The organism is Citricoccus sp. (genome assembly GCF_035445025.1).
Classification (GTDB): Bacteria; Actinomycetota; Actinomycetes; order Actinomycetales; family Micrococcaceae; genus Citricoccus.
The window spans coordinates 2,783-19,607 of sequence record NZ_DAOMPX010000045.1 but is presented as its reverse complement, the minus strand read 5'-3'; the positions used below and the strand labels follow the sequence as shown (position 1 = coordinate 19,607).

The following is a 16,825-nucleotide window of genomic DNA, read 5'->3' as shown; positions in this document are numbered from 1 at the left end:
TCCGAGATCCGCACCATGTCCCGCACGCCCTGGCGGTGCAGCCTGGCCGGGATGGGCAGGTGCCCGACCTCCGGCATCCCCGGCGCCCCGACCATCCCGAGCCCGCGCAGCACCAGGACCGAGTCGGCGTCGATGTCCAGGTCCGGGTCGTCGATCCGGGCGTGCAGGTCCTCCAGCCCGTCGAACACCACCGCCCGGGCCCGGTGCCGCGCCGGTGCCCCGGCGGCCAGCTTCATCACGCACCCCTCCGGGGCCAAGGATCCGCGCATCAGCCGCAGCGCGCCCCGCGGCGCCACCGGGCCCTGCACGCTCCGCAGCGCCGGATGGTCGTCCGCCGGGGGAGTGCCCGCGAGGACCTCACCCCACGGGCGCCCGCCCGCGCCACGCGCCTCGAGGTGGATCCGCTCGCCCAGCCGGCGCAGCACCTCCACCACGCCACCGGCTTGGTCCAAGTGCTCCAGCAGGTAGCGCCCGCCGGGCCTCACGTCGGCCAGCACCGGGGTGGTGCGCGACCACTCGTCCAGCCGCTCCTGCCCGATCCGCAGCCCGGCCCGCCCGGCGATCGCCTCCAGGTGGATCACCGCATTGGTGGACCCGCCCATCGCCGTGATCGCCCGGAACGCGTTCTCCAGGGACTGCAGCGTCACCAGCTCACCGGGCACCTCCCCGCGCCCGACGGCGGCCACGATCGCCTCCCCGGTGTCCCGCGCCACCGCGCGGCGGGCCTGGCTCACCGCCGCCGGCAGGGTCGACCCCGGCAGGGCGAAGCCGAGCACCTCGGCGACCGCCGCCATCGTGGTCGCCGTGCCCATCACGTTGCAGGTCCCCACACCCACGTTGACCGAGCCCTCGAGTCTCTCCCAGGCGCCGTCGTCGAGCGCGCCCACCCGGCGCTGTTCGCACAGGGGCCAGACGTCGTCCACGGTGAACTCGGGATTGTCCTGGAAGCAGGACACGGGGCGCGGGCCCGCCGCGACGACCAGGGCGGGCAGACCGGCGCTGAGGGCGCCCATGATCTGGGCGGGAATGGTCTTGTCGCACCCGCCGAGCAGGACGACGCCGTCGATGGGGGAGGCGCGCACCATCTCCTCGACGTCCATGGACAGCAGGTTGCGCAGGTACATGCTCGAGGGCCGGGAGAACGGCTCGGAGATCGAGATGGTGGGGAACTCCAGGGGCAGCCCGCCGGCCGCCCGGACCCCGGCCTTGACCTCCTCGGCCAGCGACGACAGTCCCGCGTTGCAGGGGTTGAGTTCGCTGGCAGTGGTGGCGATGCCGATCACGGGGGAGCGGCGCACGTCCTCGGCGCTGAACCCCTCACCGCGCAGGAACGCCCGGTGCAGCAGGCCGTCCTGGCCCGGGCCGCGGAACAGCGCACCGCCGGCGCGGTGGATTCCCTCCTGTGACATGCAGGTCCTCCTGGGGGTCGATCTGGGGGTCGATCTGGGGGGCTCGATCCCGATGGGGACAGTGAACCACGCCGGGCCGCGGTGCGGGGCGGGTCTTCCGTGTCAGCGGTCCGGCACCCCCATCAGCGGCCGAGGTCCTCGAGATAGGTGTTGAGCCCGCGGGCGTGCTCGACCATGGCGGCCCGCACCGGGGCGACGGCCACCCCCTCGGTCGAGGCGTCCATCAGCACGGCATGGCGGCCGGCCGGCGTGGCGATGCACGAGTAGCCGGTGAACCCCTCACCGGCGTGGTTCGCGTAGGCGATGTAGAGACCGTTCTCCAGCGCCCGCGAGGGGACCTGGAGGGTGGACGTGAGCGTCGCCGAGTACCGGTCCTCCGGAGCCGGGGCCTCACCGTCTAACGGAAGCGGACCGGGGTCGTCGAGGACCGGGACCGCGGTGGGCACCAGCAGGACCTGGACGCCGTGCCGCGCCTGCGCCCGGGCGAACTCGGGGAACTCGACGTCGTAGCAGATCCCCAGCCCCCAGCGGAGCCCGCGCCAGTCCACCGGCAGGCCGTAGTCATCACCCGGGGCGAAGTACTGCCGCTCGGTCGCCCCGTAGAGGTGGCGCTTGCGCACCCGGCCGATCTCACCGTCGTCGGGATCGAAGAAGGAGGCGGAGATGTGGGACCGGCCCCCGGCGGTGTCCACCGTGGAGGCGACGAGCCCGACGCCCGCCCGGCTGGCGACCCGGACCAGGCGGCCCCGGATCTGCTCGGCATCGTGGGTCCACGCCGTGGCGGGGTCGTATCCGGTGGCGAACAGCTCGGGAGTGACCACCACGTCCGCGCCCTGCGCGGCGGCCTCACCGACCCAGCGCTCCAGGACCGCGAGGTTCCGGTCCACCTCGCCGGGACCGGCCGCGGCCTGGACGATGCCCACCCTCATCTGACGTTGCGACATCTCGGACCTCCCTGGACGGACGCGGACCCCGGCCCGCGCTGGCTCTTGACACCTCCAGTGTGAGCGCTAACACTTTCATAACCAAATGCCATTGGATAATCCAAGCCCCGGCCCCCAGGAGCTGCCATGAACTCCCGCCGCCACGAATTCCCCCACCGGGAGGACGCCCTCGCCTGGGCGCCCCCACGCCTCACCGCCACGGCGGAGCTGACCGACGTCGGGATGCCCGCCCACGTGGCGGACGAACTCGAACGCAGGATGGCCGCCGTGGCCCACGAGGAGGCCACCGGCGAGGACTCGCGCCGGCCCCTGTCCGCACGGGAGCTGACGGGGTACGTCCTGACGACCGTGGCCATCTGCCTCCTCGGCCTGCTGGTGGTGATCGCGTGAGCGAGACGGGTGAGGCGGGCGAGGCGCGCGCGACCCGTCACCATAGGGAATCGGCGGAGCAGGAACTGGACCGGGAGTCCTCCTACGGCACCTTCCCCCTGCTGAAGCACGAGCGGACCTGGTCCGGCTGGGACTTCACGTGGGTGAACACCGCGCTGGCCATCGCCACCTGGGCCTTCCTCGTGGGCGGATCCACCGCACTGCTGGTCGGCTTCCAGCAGGGGGTGGCCGCCATGATCATCGGCAACGCCATCGGCCTGTGCTTCATGGTGCTGGCCTCCGTGGTCGCCTCGCAGCGCTACGGCAGTGAGCAGTACACGCTGCTCCGGGGCGCCTTTGGCGTGGTGGGGGTGGGCATCCTCGTCTTCACCGTCATCCTCGTCACGGAGATGGGCTGGTCCGCGCTGCTGGCCATCATGGCCGGCCGGGCCGCCTCGCAGGTGGCCTCCACCGTCAGCGGGGTCGAGCTCGACCAGTACGGTCCGGCCGTGGTGGTCGGTGCGCTCCTGGCCATCCTCCTGGCCTGGTTCGTGCTGTCCCGCGGTCCCGTGACGATCGGGAAGTTCAACAAGTGGATCGCCCCCGGCCTGGCCGTGATCACCGTGGTCATGTTCGGGTTCCTGGTGGTCAACACCTCGTGGGGCGCGTTGCTGGACGCGGCCCCGCTGGCGCCCTTCGACGACGCGACCCTGAACTTCATGGTGGCCGTCGAGTTCAACGTGGGCGTGGGGGTCTCCTGGTACCCCGTCATGGGATCACTGGCCCGGATGACCGTCTCCCGCAAGGCCGCCGTGTGGCCGGCGTACGGCGGACTACTGGTGGCGACCCTCATCGCCCAGATGGTGGGCATGGGCGCCGCTCTGACGCTGGGCGACTCGGACCCGACCCTGTGGATGGTTCCCTTCGGCGGGCCCGTTCTCGGCGTCGCGGTGCTCGTCTTCATCGCCTTCGCGAATATCACCTCGATGTCCTCGATCATCTACTCCACGATCCTCGCCATCCGCCAGTCCTCCGGCCGGCTCCTGGCGCGCATCCCCTGGACCGTGCTGACGGCGTCGTTCTTCGTCCTCCCGGCGATCCTGTCCTTCTTCCCCCAGTTCATGTACGAGCAGTTCATGGTCTTCGTGTCCGTCTCCGGAGCCTTCCTGACGGCCGTGTGCGGCGTGGCCGTGGCGGACTACTTCTTCCTGCGCCGCCAGCGCATGGACCTGCGCGAGCTGCACCTGGCCCAGCACGGTCAGCTGTACGCCTACCCCGGTGGGGTGAACGGGGCCGGCATGCTCGGGCTGGTGGCCGGGGCCGCGTTCTACCTGTGGCTCTACAACCCGATCACCCTGGACACGCAGCCAGTCTTCTCGGTGATCACCGCCTCCTTCCCGGCGGCGCTGGTGGCGGCCGTCGTCTACCTGCTGGCCACAGCCCTCATCCACCGCGGCCGCCGGCTCAGCCCCGAGCCCGTGCCGGTGCCGGTCACGACTGGCACCACATCCACCGCACCCACGCAGGCGAAGGAAGGCCGCGCATGACCACCACGATCGACACGCTGACGGCTCGCGCGGCGGTGCACGCAGGGTCCGGGCAGGAGATGACGCTGCACCAGGTGGAGGTCGCCGTCCCCGGGCCGGGACAGGTCCGCGTGCGGCTGCGGGCCTCCGGGGTCTGCGGTTCGGACCGGCACGTGCTGGACGGCGACTGGACGCTTCCCTCGCCCACCATCATGGGCCACGAGGGTGCCGGCGTCGTGGAGTCCGTGGGCCCCGGCGTGACGGAGCTGCAGGCGGGTGATCACGTGGTCCTCACCTGGTTCTACCCCTGCCTGTCCTGCTCCGCGTGCCGTGAGGGACGGTCCTGGGTCTGCACGGGGTCGCGCTCGGAGGAATGCCTCCTGCCCGACGGCACGACCCCGCTGTCCATGGACGGCCAGGCCGTCTACCCCTACCTCGCCGTCGGCTCCATGGCCGAGTACGCGGTCGTGCCGGTGCAGGCCGCGGTGCGGATCCCCGCGGACGTCCCCTTCGACGTCGCCGCACTCATCGGCTGCTCGGTCGCCACCGGCGTGGGCGCCGTCGTGAACGACGCCGAGGTCAAGCCGGGCCGCTCGGCCGTGGTCATCGGCAGTGGAGGGGTGGGCCTGTGCATCGTCATGGGACTGAGACTGGCCGGCGCCGAGCCGATCATCGCCGTCGACGTCAACGACGCGTCCCTCGAGCTGGCCCAGGGGTTCGGGGCCACCCACGCCATCAACTCCTCCGGCAGGACCACCGAGGACGTCGCCCGGGAGATCAAGGAGCTCACCGACGGCGGAGCGGACTACGCGTTCGAGGCCATCGGCCGGGTGGAGACCATCCAGCAGATGCCTCCCTTCCTCACCCGCGGCGGAACCGCGGTGGTCGTCGGGCTGCCGCCCCAGGACCGACCGGTGGCCCTGGACCTGCTGGCCTTCGCCGAGAACGGCCAACGCCTGCTGGGCTCCAATTACGGGAGCACCGTCCCCGCCCGGGACTTCCCCCTGCTGGCCCGGTTGTACCGGTCGGGACGGTTGCCGATCGACCAGCTGATCACCCGGCGCCGGCCCCTCGACGAGGTGAACGAGGCGTTCGAGGACATGCGTGCCGGCGCTCGCGGCCGGACGGTGGTGCTCCATGAGTGACCGCCGGCGGCCCCACCGCGCCGGCCCGGGCCCGCGCGGCTGAGTGCCATACTCCTGTCATGGCGCGCCCCCTGCAGAAGATCCTGTCCCGCGAGCGCATCGTCCGGACCGCCCTGGACATGCTGCGCCGCGGGCGGGAGTTCACGATCCCGGCCCTGGCCGCGGAGCTCAAGGTGCACCCCTCCTCCCTCTACCACCACATCCCCGGCGGCCGGGACGAGATCGTGGACCTGATGCGCGCCGAGCTGTACGCGGGGATCGACCTCGAGTCCCTGTCAGACCATGGGATGCCGTGGGAGCAGCGCCTGCGCGGCTGGGCCCACGCCTATCGGCAGGCCACGGCCGGGGCGCCCTGGCTGCTCCCGGTCGTGGTGGGCCAGCCGGTGGACGACCGGCCGACGCAGGCCATCTACGAGGTCCTGTTCGCCCTGCTCGAGGAGGCGGGGCTGCCGGAGGACGAGTGGATGGCGGCGGCCACCATGCTCGACGTCATCGTGCTGGGGTCCGCCCTGGACGCCTCGTCACCGGTTCCGCTCTGGCAGAACGTCGCACCGGAGTTCACCCGGCTGACGGGCCCCGTGGCGAGCCGTGACACCGAGACACGCAAGCTGGACGGGTTCGCCATGGCCGTGGATGCGGCGCTGGCCTGGATCGGACGGCGCAGCCCTCGGTGCGCGGCGCAGCCGGCCGGCGGTCCCGCCCGATAGCGCCCGGCTCGGGGGCGCGGGCTCCGGGCGGGACCTGACCCCGCTCAGCGTGCGGACTCGATGACCTCCCCGTCGTCGGTCAGCACGGTCGTGGACTCCGCGGCCCGGTCCACCGACCGGCGGGTCAGGTGCTCGTCCTTGCACTCGAAGTCCCCGTACATCTCCAGCTGGTCGCTGTAGTGCTCGTCCCGGGTGCCGTCCGGGGCGATGAACCCGCTCTGGCCCGGAGGGGCCACGGTGCACATCTCGGCGTCGCGCCCGTCCAGGTGCACCATGTTGTTCTCCGTGCCGCGGTTCATGTAATTCAGTGCCGTGAACCGTTCGTCCTCACCGGCCTGGTCCACGCCGATGAAGTTCTTGTGACTGAACGTGTGCTGGGCCATGGGCGCCTCCCAGTCCGCCGGATCGCTCCCGTGCTCGGCCTCGAGCTGGTCGATCGCCTCCAGGTAGGTGGCGGCCAGCACGCTCGGGCCGTCCTCGCCGTCCAGCAGGTCCACGTGCTGCTCCACGCCGGCCTTACGCCCCAGCAGGGCGTTGTAGACCAGCTTGGTGCCGTTGGCCGGCCGGGCGACGCCCGCCTCGGGATAGATGTTCTGGGCGTACTGCCGATAGACATCCTCGGGCAGGTCGTCGGCCAGGACCTCCTCGAAGAGCCGCGGCAGCCAGGCGCGCATGATCGCCGGCTGCGGATCGTCGTAGAGGCCGTCGCCGTCGTCGTCCCTGGCCTGGCCGTCCCAGTCCAGGACCAGGTCGATCAGCTCGCGCTCCTGGCTGCGCGGGTGGTACGTCTTCGCGGCCTTCTCCAGGGAGGGGCGCAGGTAGCGGATGTTCAGGTCCGCGAAGCTGGTGGTCTCGATGATGTCCCAGGACTCCTCGGGCGTGAATCTCCGCTGGGACTCGAGCTCGGCGATGATCTCCTGGACCCGGTCCACGGGAGACCAGTTGCCACTGTCACCCACGGCACCCGGGCCGGCCTGGTTGTTCCAGTTGGCGATGTACCCCTGCTTGGGGTTGTAGGTCTGCGGGTTCTCCGAGAAGTCCCGGATGCCCTCCCACTCCATCGAGCCGTCACCGGTGGCGGGCACCCGGGCATCCTGACCTTCGGGGCGCTTCGGCATCCTGCCGGGGGAGACGTAGCCGATGTTGCCCCGGCGGTCCGCGTAGTACCAGTTGATGCTGATGCCCATCTTCTGGGCCTCGTCCAGGAAATCGTCCCAGTCTCGGGCCTTGGTGACGTCCACCCACGCCATGAGCGACTGCACCTCGGTACCGGTCCAGGACCGCTTCTTCGCGTACGCCGTGTTGTTCTCCGTGTCGATGCTCGTCACGGTGCCGTGCACGGTCGAGTAGACGGTGTGGGTCACCGGCTCGCCGTCCTTGACCTCGATGGTCTCCTGCCGCTGTTCCATCTGCCGCCACTGACCCTGGTACCGGTACTGCGTGGGGTCCTCGGGGTTCAGCTGTTCCTGGTAGACGTCGTTGACGTCCAGTGGCCCGGCCGTGGCACCCCACGAGGTCTTCCTGTTGGTGCCGAAGATGACCGCCGGGTAGGCGAAGGGGGTGTTGCCGGTGACGTCGTATCCCGCGCCGTGCAGGCCGATGCCGTACACGTAGGAGGGGTTGAACCAGCCGAACTGCGGGCCGTTGACCAGCGTGGAGCCGCCGCCCCGGGTCTTCTTCTCCCCGGTGATCCACAGGTTCGAGGCCTCCGGCCGGTCACCGGGGGCCGAACCTCCGCCGTTGGCGCGCATGCGTTCCACGCCGTCGTCGCTCAGGTCCGTGTCGATGGGGGACAGGCCCGACGCCGTCGCGCTCGCCCGCGCAGCCTCCTCGCGTTCCTGCCCGCCGGGCAGGTGCTTCGGCGCCCGGGTGTCCTTGCGCGGCTGGGTGGTGGGTGCGGTGGGGTCCTCGGTCCACAGGATCTGGTCGAACAGCTCCCGGCCCTTCTCCTCGCCGTGCTCGTCGACCAGGGACTGCAGGGTCTGCAGGTTGGCGACCTCACCGGTCGAGTCGGAGAACCGGTTGGCCATGGTGCCGATCCAGATCATCGCGACGTCGTACGCGGTCCACTCCTGCGGGGTGAAACCGTGGTCCGAGAACTGCTTGGGCAGCAGGGTGCCGGGGTCCGCCTCGATCTGGCGCAGGTGCCGGTTCATGCCCTCGGCGTAACCGGCCAGCACGTCCAGGTGCTCCTTCGGCAGGTCCTCGAGCTGGGCGCGGATGGCGGCCGGATCGAAGGTGGCGCGGGTGCGGCGGTCGATCTCCACGTAGTCCGGTCCCAGCACCTCGGCCGAGGTGCCGAGAACGGCCCGGCGGGCCATCTCCATCTGGAACAACCGGTCCTGGGCCACCACGTATCCGTAGCCGTAGAACACGTCGAAGGTGGTGTCCGCGTAGACGTGGGGGACACCGTACTGGTCCCGCTTGATGGTGACGTCCTCGGACGGTTTCTGGACCTCGCCCGCGGTGGCGGCCGAGGCCACAAGGCCAGCGGCGGTGCCGGTGCCGGTCCCGGTGGTGGCCGCGGCCGGCGCGAGCGCGGCCAGGGACAGGGTCAGGGTGAGCGCCACACCAGCGGTGCGCTTGACGTTGTTCATGCGTGAGTACCTCACTCGAGTGCCTATAGCGGGTGATCGCGCTCCCGGCAGCTGGTGGATGCCGGGCCCCCTCGGCCCGGATGCGGGCCCCCTGCGATCGCGTGGCTGACTGACCGTTCGGTCAGTGATCCACGTCACAGGAAAGTATCAGTGGTCACCGAGGTGGTCAATCACATGACGCCATGGGGCGGGCGGGCGCGCCTGGCGGACGGCGGGTCCTCCTGGGAATGTGCCGCGGTCGCGGCTGTCCACTGAGTGGCTGGTGGGACTCGTCGAGCGGGATGACGCCGTCGAGGGGGGTCCCCGCGCCCTGGGGGCGGCGGGGTGCGGCGGGAATGGCTGAGGGCTCCCGGGGCCGTCAGGCGGCGAGGGAGTGCGCGGAGGCGTCCTCGAGGAACTCGGGGGCCTCGGGCACCTGGTAGAACCCGTCCAGGATGTCCATGAAGTGGGTCATGAACTCGTGGAAGTCCTCGGCCTCCTGGTCCTGCAGCAGCATCAACGCGTCGTCTTCGACCACGCCGGTGGAAGCGCTGAGGGAAATGTGCGCGGTGTCCTCGACCTCGAAGCCGGCGCGGAAGCCGGTGACGGTCTCCACGCGGTACCCGGTGCCGGTGTCCGCCAGGGTGGCCACGTTCGACAGGTCGATGCTGGAGACCGGGCCGGCCGCACGGGCCGTCACGCGGGGCGCGTCGCCACCGGCCTGCGGCGGGCGCGTCAACTCGACCGGGACGAGCACGAGTTCCAGGGGCGTGTGGCGATAACCGATCACCAGGGCCGTGCCGGGGGTGCAGGACTCCGCGTAGACCACGCTGTAGTCCCCGTGATTGATCACCTGAGTCTCGAACAGCTCATGGAGCGCACGCGTGACATCGTTCCCGTTCATGATGCACCAGCTTAGCCCATCATGTGACCGCCGTCACAATCGTGACGAGGGGCGATGACGAGAGGTGGTGAGATCGGTCTCTGCCGGGCGTCCTTCGTCAGGCTCGAGCCCTCTTCGCGTGCTGCGCCCAGGGGGCGGCTCCCCGTGAGGGGCGGGATCTCGTCCCCGGCCGTGGGCATCATGGGGAGTAGACTCCGCCCGCATGCGTCCGGGCGGCCCGTGACCTGCTGATCGATGAAAGAAGGCGCTGTGCGATTCCTCGCTCCCCGTGACCGGCAGGGTGCTGCTCGCGCAGCGGACGGTGTGGCTCCGGCCGGTGACACTCAGTCGCGGCGAACCCTGGGAACCGTCCCGGTCCTGCTGGCCGTGATCGCCGTGTTCGTGGCGGCCATCAACCTGCGCGCCGGTATCGCCTCCCTGGGGCCCGTCCTCGGCGATGTCCTGGACGCCTTCGACGCGGCCGGCTGGCTGGCCGGAGTGGTGACGGCCATCCCGGGGCTGTTCTTCGCACTGATGGGCCTGGCCGCCGTTCCGCTGGCGCGACGGCTGGGATTGAGCACCGCGCTGACGGCCGGCATGGTCCTCACGCTGATCGGCCTGGCGGTGCGCCCCTGGGTGGGGCAGATCTGGGTGTTCATCGTCCTCACCGCGTTCGTGGTGGCGGGCATCGCCCTGGCCAACGTGCTCCTGCCGGCCTGGATCAAGAACCACGGGCGGCACCGCACGGTGGCGCTGATGACGGTGTACACCGGGGTGCTGGGGGTCTCAGGCGCCGTCGGCCCGCTGAGCGCCCTGTTCTTCCACGGCGAGGACGCCTGGCGGTGGGCCCTGTTCGTCTGGGCCTCGTTCGCGGCCGTGCAGGTGGTCGTGTGGGTGATCGTCTCGGCGCGCACCGGCTTCGACTTCCCGTCGGTCAGCATGAGCGGGGCCGAACCGGGCGGCTCATTGTGGAAGGCCCCGACGGCGGTGTTCCTCATGGCGTTCTTCGGCCTGCAGTCGATGAACGCCTACGTGCAGATGGGCTGGCTGCCGCAGATCTACCTCGACAGCGGGGCCCCGGCCTCTGTGGGAGCCGTCGCCCTGGCGCTGATCGGCGCGCTGAACATCGTGGGCGGCCTGGTCATGCCGTTCCTCATCAGCCGGGTGCACAACCTGACCCTGTTCCCCGTCCTGTTCTCGGTCCTCTCGGCCACCGGGTACCTCGGGCTGTACGTCGCCGCGGACCTGATGCCCCTGCTGTGGGCGCTGTTGCTGGGCCTGGGCGGGTTCTGCTTCCCCACCGCCCTGGCACTGATCGCCGCCCGCAGCCGGACCGCGCTGGTCACGGCCCGGCTGTCCGGGTTCGTCCAGCCGTTCGGGTACTTCGTGGCCGCCGCCGGCCCGCTGCTGGTCGGCATCGTCTACGACATCACCGGCCAGTGGTCGGCCATCCTGCTGGCCCTGGTCGCCGGGACCGTGGCCATGGCCATCGCCGGATTCCGTGCCAGCCGCCCGGGGTACATCGACGACGAACTCGCGGCCCCCACCCCCTAGGGGAGGTGTCCCGGCCGCGGCCCCGGAACGAAGGTCACACCGGTTCGGGTGCGGCGTCGATGAAGATGTCCGCTAGGTTCGATAGTCGGCCCTGATGAGGCGAGACCCGGTTCATCGGGGCCGGAACAGACCAGTTCATCATCGAGAGAGGACCCAGTGTGATCGGATTTATCGTGGCAGGACTTGTCATCGGCGCCCTTGCCCGCCTGATCAAGCCAGGCAAGCAGAACCTCGGCCTGGTGGCCACCCTGCTGTTGGGGCTGGCGGGTTCGGTGATCGGCGGTGTGGTTGCCAACCTGTTGGGCACGGGGGACATCTTCGAGCTCAACGTCCTGGGCTTCGTGGTGGCCGTGATCGCCGCAGTGCTGTTGATCGGCGTCGCGGAGACCCTGGTGGGGCGCAACCGCACGCGCACCCGCTGACCGCTGCCCGCGCTCGCCGGTCCGCCGGTGGGCGCGGGCGTTCAGCAGGCGTCGGGGAGCGCATTAGGTCCCTGACGATTTGTGCCGTACGGTGGTACCAGAAGTAGTAGTAGCAGTAAGTCCGTCACATTTGCGGACCGGGAAGCCCTTCGGGGCTGAACGGGGCGTCGAGAAGCGGTTCGCAACATGCCGCTTCGCCCCCGCTGGAACCTTCAGTGGGTATACACCCCGAATAGAAAAGAGGCCACCATGGCCACCGGTACCGTCAAGTGGTTCAACGCTGAGAAGGGCTTCGGCTTCATCTCCCCGGACGACAACTCCGCTGACATCTTCGTTCACTTCTCCGCCATCGAGGGCTCCGGCTTCAAGGAGCTGCAGGAGGACCAGAAGGTCGAGTTCGAGGCGACCCAGGGCGCCAAGGGCATGCAGGCCTCCTCGGTCCGCCCGCTCTGATCTAGTCAGACGCACGAAGCGGCCGCTCTCCCCCTCGGGAGGGCGGCCGCTTTGCTGTGCCCGGGAGCCGGGCCGCGAGGCTCGCCCGTGCGCCGCCGCCACCTCCCGGATGATCGCCCACGCCTCGTTACCGGATCGGTACACAATCTGCATTGACGGTGTGAAGCAATGATTTCATCATGGGGGCACCTATAGCGTTCCACCGGAGTAGACAATGTCCATTCACCGGGGGGCCATGGGAGTGCTGGCCGCCCTGTCCCTGAGCGCCACGCTCCTGGCCCCCGCCACCGCCTCATCGGAGACCGACGCCTGTATGGCCGGGAGCGGAACCTCCCACCCGGACAGCGCTGCGACGGGAGTCTGCTGCGTCACCCAGACGAATTACTCGCTGGCCAGCAAGGGCGTGCGCATGCCCTTCAGTGGGGTGCCGACGTTCAAGAACGGTCCCGGCGGGAAGATGGTCGTCGCCCGGTCGTACTCGGGCAGCGTCTCCGCGCAGGTGGTGGCCGGCGCGGAGGCCGAGGTCGGCGCCGTGCTGGCCCGTGCCACGGCGTCCCTGAGCACGTCCCTGGCCAGCGCGAACTCCACCGCCTCCACGAACACCTATGAGCGCCACATCTCCCGGGACAAGTACGGTAATGCCCGGTACGTCTCCTGGGGCCAAGAGGTCTCCTACCGGAAGTTCCGGATCAACCGGGACTGCACCCGCACCACGCTGGCCAGCGGCAGGATCCAGTACCCCAGTGACTCCGAGGGCTGGTACTACTGGGAGACGGGGAGCTAGGCCATGGACGCGCGCCCGGGTGCCGGTGCAGGCGGACTGACTCCCGGTCTGCGGCGTGGCCGGGTGCGCGCGCTGTCCACGATCCTGGGCCTCGCCGCGGCCGGTACCCTGCTGGTCGCCTGCTCCGTGGGCTCACCGCAGGCCGCGACACCCACCCATCCCGGCGACGCCGCCACCCCCGCCACTTCCGTCGCGAGCGGGCAGGCCACACCCGCCCCGGAGGATGACGGATCCGCGAGCGCGGCGGGGGAGGAGTTCACCGTCAGTGAGCGGCGCCAGGACGCCATCGCCGTCGCCCAGGGCTCCGAACACCGCGTCGACGCCGCCACGCTGACCCCGGCCGAGGCCGGGGTGACCTACGTGGTCCACGCCGCCTGCGCCGGCCACGGCTGGATGCGCTACCGGCTGACGGTGGACGACCTCGAGGTCTCCGCCAGTCGGCTGCGGTGCGGGCGGGACGTGGTCAACACGGCGTTCACCGCCGAGGGCGGCGAGCGCGTGCAACTGCACCTGGAGGCCCCCGCCGGGGAGGGTGCCGGCAGCCTGGCCGAGGTCGTCCCCGCGCCCTGACCCTCGCCCCGGGATGATCGGAGCGGGCATCGGGGCGGGGTTGCGCCGGTAGCGGAGCCCCCGGAACCGCCACCTCACCCGGGTCTACGCTGGCCGTGTGCGCCTCCGACGAGGGCGACGCCGGGACGGACATCGCCCCGCAGTTCAGTGTGGAGAGAGGTTGATGGCATGAAGGCCTGGCAAATCGTGGGAACGGACCAGCCGTTGGAGCTCAACGAGGTCCCGGAGCCGACCGCCGGCCCCGGTGAGGTGGTCGTGGACGTCAAGGCCTCCGGCGTGTGCCACTCGGACGTCACCACCATCGACGATCCCGGCTGGATGGCGCTGTTCCAGCACGGCCTGCCGCGCACCATGGGCCACGAGTCGGCCGGCGTGATCAGCCAGGTCGGCCAGGGCATGGAGCACTGGAAGATCGGGGACCGCGTGGGCCTGGCCCCGGTGATGTCCGACGGCGACGCGCTCGGCTACGGCAAGTGGGACGGCGGCTTCGCCCCCAAGCTCCGCGCGACGGACGACAACCTCGTCGCCCTGCCGGACGAGGTCCCCTTCGACCTCGGGGCCATGGCCACCGACGCCGGCCTGACCTCCTACCACGCGATCATGACGGTGGGCGGGGCGAGGAAGGGCATGAAGGTCGGCGTGATCGGCCTGGGCGGGCTGGGCTACATCGGCGCCCGGGTGGCCGCACTGACGGGCGCGGAGGTCTACGGGGCCGAGATCAACCCCGAGACCCAGAAGCTGGCCGACGAGATCGGGCTGGCCGGGGTGGCCGACTCGATCGACGCCTTCAAGGACAAGGGCCTGGAGCTGATCGTGGACTATGCGGGCTTCGGCACCACCACCGCGGCCGCGCTCGAGACGCTGGCCGAGTTCGGCACGCTCGTGCAGGTCGGCATGGGCCGGCTGGAGTCGACGATCAACACCTACCCGCTGATCGTCAACCAGCTGAGCATCAAGGGCTCGAAGTCCGGCACCAAGGAGGACCTGGCGGGCATCTACGAGCTGATGCGCTCCGGCCGGCTCACCCCGCCGATCAACCACATCTCCCACGCCGAGATCCCCGAGGCGATCGACAAGCTGCGCACCGGCGGCGTGATCGGCCGGTTCATCGCGATGTACGAGTGAGGATGTGCGAGTGAGGTAGCACGGAGAAGGCCGCACTCCCGTGGGGGAGTGCGGCCTTCTCGTCGGGCGACGCCGGGTGTCAGCTGTTCGGCACCAACCGCAACGGCATCCGGGCGAAGCCGCGCAGCACGTTGTGGATCCACGGGGTGACCTCACCGGTCAGCTCGATCCGGTCCACGCGCGTGGCCAGCGCCTGCAGCATGAGCTCGATCTCGGTGCGCGCGATCGGTTGCCCCACACACTGGTGCAGGCCCATGCCGAAGGCCACGTGGCCGGAGGCGTTGCGGTCCAGGTCGAACACGTCGGCGTCCTCGCCCCACTTGCGCGGGTCCCGGTTCGCGGCCCCCATGAACAGCAGGATCTTGGAGTCCGCCGGGATGTGCACCCCGCCGATCTCGGTGTCCACGGTGCTGGTGCGGTGGAACATCTGGAAGGGCGACTCCACGCGCAGCGCCTCGTCCACGGCGAACTTGGCCAGCTGGGGCTTGGCCTTGAGCTTCTCCCACTGCTCGGGATACTTGGCCAGGTTGTAGAGGGTGTTGCCGATGCCGAAGATGGTCGTGTCCACGCCGGCGGAGAGCAGGGCCCGGACCAGGAGGGTGGCCTGCTGGGGCTCGATCCGCCCCTCGTCGGCGACCGTCCAGATGTCCGCCCCGAGCCCGGTCTCCGTCAGGTTCTCCCGCTCGCAGCTGTCCATGACCCAGGCGGCCACGCGCTCGCCCTCCTGGAAGGCCGCGGCGCGGATGTCATTGTCCGCCCCGAAGGCGTTGAAGACCATGGAGCCGTACGGCAGCAGGTTCTCGCGCCCGTCCGGGCGCAGGCCCACGGCGTCCGGGAACACCTTCAGCGGGTAGCGCTCGGCGATGTCCACGATGCCGTCCACGTCACCGCGCCGGGCCACCTCCTCGGCGAGCTCCTCGGCGAACGGCGCGAACTGCTCGCGCAGCCGGCGCATGGTCGAGGGGGAGATGACCCCGGCCAGGCCGCGGCGCATGACGGTGTGCGTGGGCGGGTCGGACTCCAGGATCGACGGCGGGCGCCACTCGGCCTCCTTACGGATGTCCTTGGGGCCCAGGCCGCCGCTGGAGCAGTAGGACTCGAAGTCGGTGAGGATCTCGTAGACCCACTCGTAGCGGGTGACGGCGTAGCAGCCGTGCTTCTCCAGCCAGACCACCGGTCCGGCCTCGCGCAGCTTCTCGTGCAGCGGGTAGGGGTTCGAGATGTTCTCGATCGTGAAGGGGTCGTCCGGCAGGGAGACGACGCTGGTGGGGGACATCGTGACGGTCATGGATTCTCCTGGTGGCGTCGGGTCAGAGGTCGAGGACGAGCTTGGGGCAACCGGCGGCCGCGCGGGAGACGCAGACCATCATGCAGTCGCCGAACCGCTTCTCGTCCTCGCTGAGGATGGCGTCGCGGTGTTCGACCTCCCCGCTGACCACGTGGGTCTCGCAGGTGCCGCAGATCCCGCCGCGGCAGGAGGACAGGACCCGGACGCCGTGTTCCTCCACGGCCTCCAGGATGGTCTGGTCCGGGGCCACGGTGACGGTCTTGCCCGTCTGGGTCAGCTCGACCTCGAAGGGCTCGGCGCTCGCGCCGGCGTCCAGGCTCGCGGCCACGAACCGCTCCGTGTGCAGGACCCCGGGGGGCCAGCCCATGCAGTAGTCCTCGATGACGCGCAGCAGCGGCTCCGGGCCGCACGCGTACACGAGCATCTTGGCGCGCGGCAGGGCCAGCAGGCCCTCGAGGTCGATCCGTCCGACCTCGTCCTCGGGGAAGAGCAGGATCCGCTCGCCGTACCGCTCGATGAGTTCGTCCGCGAACGCCATCGACGCGCGGGAGCGCCCGCCGTAGGCCAGGCGCCATTCGCGCCCGGCGGCCTCGGCGGCCTCGATCATCGGCAGGATGGGCGTGATGCCGATGCCCCCGGCGATGAACAGGTACTTCCGGGAGTCCACGAAGGGGAAGTTGTTGCGCGGGCCGTTGATCCGGATCACGTCACCCTCGGCCAGGGACCGGTGGACGTACTCGGAGCCGCCGCGGGAGTCCCGGGTGTGCAGCACCGAGACCTGGATGCGGCTGCGGTCGGCCAGCGGCGAGCACAGGGAGTACTGGCGCACGTGGTCCGGCAGCACCAGGTCGATGTGGGAACCGGGCTCCCAGCGGGCGAACTCCGAGCCGTCGAGGGTGCGCAGCGTGAGGCGGCGGACCCCCTCGGCGAGGGTCTCGAGCCGCTCGACCACGACCTCCTCGAGGTCGTGCCCGAAGCGGCCGGCGTGCTCCGGCTCGGGGGCGACGGCCGTGGCGGCGGTGCTGGAACCGGTGTCAGGGATGCTCTGCATGATGCCTCCTTCAGACGGC

16 protein-coding genes are annotated in these 16,825 nt (G+C 70.5%); 10 read left to right on the top strand and 6 right to left on the bottom strand.

What is annotated here, in order from left to right; genetic code table 11:
* Together PLJ28_RS12380 and PLJ28_RS12375 are read right to left on the bottom strand one after the other, a co-directional pair.
* A partial coding sequence (locus PLJ28_RS12380) for a dihydroxy-acid dehydratase domain-containing protein (RefSeq protein WP_324590184.1) occupies nt 1-1,409 on the bottom strand: 1,409 nt, incomplete at its 3' end.
* Between the two features lie 122 nt (nt 1,410-1,531).
* Complete coding sequence (locus PLJ28_RS12375; RefSeq protein ID WP_183528746.1) at nt 1,532-2,353, bottom strand: nitrilase-related carbon-nitrogen hydrolase; 822 nt, start codon at nt 2,351-2,353, stop codon at nt 1,532-1,534.
* Between the two features lie 126 nt (nt 2,354-2,479).
* Here PLJ28_RS12375 and PLJ28_RS12370 point away from each other — a divergent pair, with 126 nt between their 5' ends.
* Genes PLJ28_RS12370 through PLJ28_RS12355 form a run of 4 tightly spaced genes read left to right on the top strand, consistent with a single transcriptional unit; the run spans nt 2,480 to nt 6,100 of the window.
* Complete coding sequence (locus PLJ28_RS12370; protein ID WP_183528744.1) at nt 2,480-2,743, top strand: hypothetical protein; 264 nt, start codon at nt 2,480-2,482, stop codon at nt 2,741-2,743.
* On the top strand, nt 2,740-4,269 hold the full coding sequence (locus PLJ28_RS12365; RefSeq protein WP_298041949.1) for a purine-cytosine permease family protein: 1,530 nt from the start codon (nt 2,740-2,742) through the stop codon (nt 4,267-4,269). Before PLJ28_RS12370 ends, PLJ28_RS12365 begins: the two co-directional genes overlap by 4 nt.
* Nucleotides 4,266-5,393 (top strand): alcohol dehydrogenase catalytic domain-containing protein, encoded by a 1,128-nt coding sequence (locus PLJ28_RS12360; protein WP_298041948.1) that lies wholly within the window; start codon nt 4,266-4,268, stop codon nt 5,391-5,393. Before PLJ28_RS12365 ends, PLJ28_RS12360 begins: the two co-directional genes overlap by 4 nt.
* Before the next feature lie 59 nt (nt 5,394-5,452).
* Entirely contained in the window at nt 5,453-6,100 is a 648-nt protein-coding gene (locus PLJ28_RS12355) for a TetR/AcrR family transcriptional regulator C-terminal domain-containing protein (RefSeq protein ID WP_298041947.1), read from the top strand.
* A gap of 44 nt (nt 6,101-6,144) precedes the next feature.
* Here the strand turns inward: PLJ28_RS12355 and PLJ28_RS12350 are convergent, their stop codons facing one another.
* Both PLJ28_RS12350 and PLJ28_RS12345 read right to left on the bottom strand, forming a co-directional pair.
* Complete coding sequence (locus PLJ28_RS12350) at nt 6,145-8,697, bottom strand: penicillin acylase family protein (RefSeq protein WP_298041946.1); 2,553 nt, start codon at nt 8,695-8,697, stop codon at nt 6,145-6,147.
* A gap of 358 nt (nt 8,698-9,055) precedes the next feature.
* Entirely contained in the window at nt 9,056-9,580 is a 525-nt protein-coding gene (locus tag PLJ28_RS12345; protein WP_298041944.1) for a hypothetical protein, read from the bottom strand.
* A 249-nt stretch (nt 9,581-9,829) separates the two neighbouring features.
* Here PLJ28_RS12345 and PLJ28_RS12340 point away from each other — a divergent pair, with 249 nt between their 5' ends.
* From PLJ28_RS12340 to PLJ28_RS12315, 6 genes are all read left to right on the top strand, one after another.
* Nucleotides 9,830-11,113 carry an MFS transporter gene (locus PLJ28_RS12340; RefSeq protein ID WP_298041943.1) on the top strand — a complete coding sequence of 428 codons (1,284 nt, stop codon included), beginning with the start codon at nt 9,830-9,832 and terminating at the stop codon, nt 11,111-11,113.
* A 173-nt stretch (nt 11,114-11,286) separates the two neighbouring features.
* Entirely contained in the window at nt 11,287-11,535 is a 249-nt protein-coding gene (locus PLJ28_RS12335; RefSeq protein WP_298041942.1) for a GlsB/YeaQ/YmgE family stress response membrane protein, read from the top strand.
* 249 nt (nt 11,536-11,784) lie between these two features.
* Complete coding sequence (locus PLJ28_RS12330) at nt 11,785-11,988, top strand: cold-shock protein (protein WP_010145090.1); 204 nt, start codon at nt 11,785-11,787, stop codon at nt 11,986-11,988.
* A 214-nt stretch (nt 11,989-12,202) separates the two neighbouring features.
* On the top strand, nt 12,203-12,772 hold the full coding sequence (locus PLJ28_RS12325) for a hypothetical protein (RefSeq protein WP_298041940.1): 570 nt from the start codon (nt 12,203-12,205) through the stop codon (nt 12,770-12,772).
* 3 nt (nt 12,773-12,775) lie between these two features.
* Complete coding sequence (locus tag PLJ28_RS12320) at nt 12,776-13,342, top strand: hypothetical protein (RefSeq protein ID WP_324590183.1); 567 nt, start codon at nt 12,776-12,778, stop codon at nt 13,340-13,342.
* A gap of 168 nt (nt 13,343-13,510) precedes the next feature.
* Nucleotides 13,511-14,467 carry a zinc-binding dehydrogenase gene (locus PLJ28_RS12315; protein ID WP_298041938.1) on the top strand — a complete coding sequence of 319 codons (957 nt, stop codon included), beginning with the start codon at nt 13,511-13,513 and terminating at the stop codon, nt 14,465-14,467.
* Nucleotides 14,468-14,546: 79 nt separating this feature from the next.
* Here PLJ28_RS12315 and PLJ28_RS12310 read toward each other — a convergent pair whose 3' ends face one another.
* A complete protein-coding gene (locus tag PLJ28_RS12310) occupies nt 14,547-15,755 on the bottom strand; it encodes a cytochrome P450 (RefSeq protein ID WP_298041936.1) in 1,209 nt (402 codons plus the stop codon).
* A gap of 22 nt (nt 15,756-15,777) precedes the next feature.
* Nucleotides 15,778-16,806 carry a PDR/VanB family oxidoreductase gene (locus PLJ28_RS12305; protein WP_324590182.1) on the bottom strand — a complete coding sequence of 343 codons (1,029 nt, stop codon included), beginning with the start codon at nt 16,804-16,806 and terminating at the stop codon, nt 15,778-15,780.
* Nucleotides 16,807-16,825: the final 19 nt, after the last annotated feature.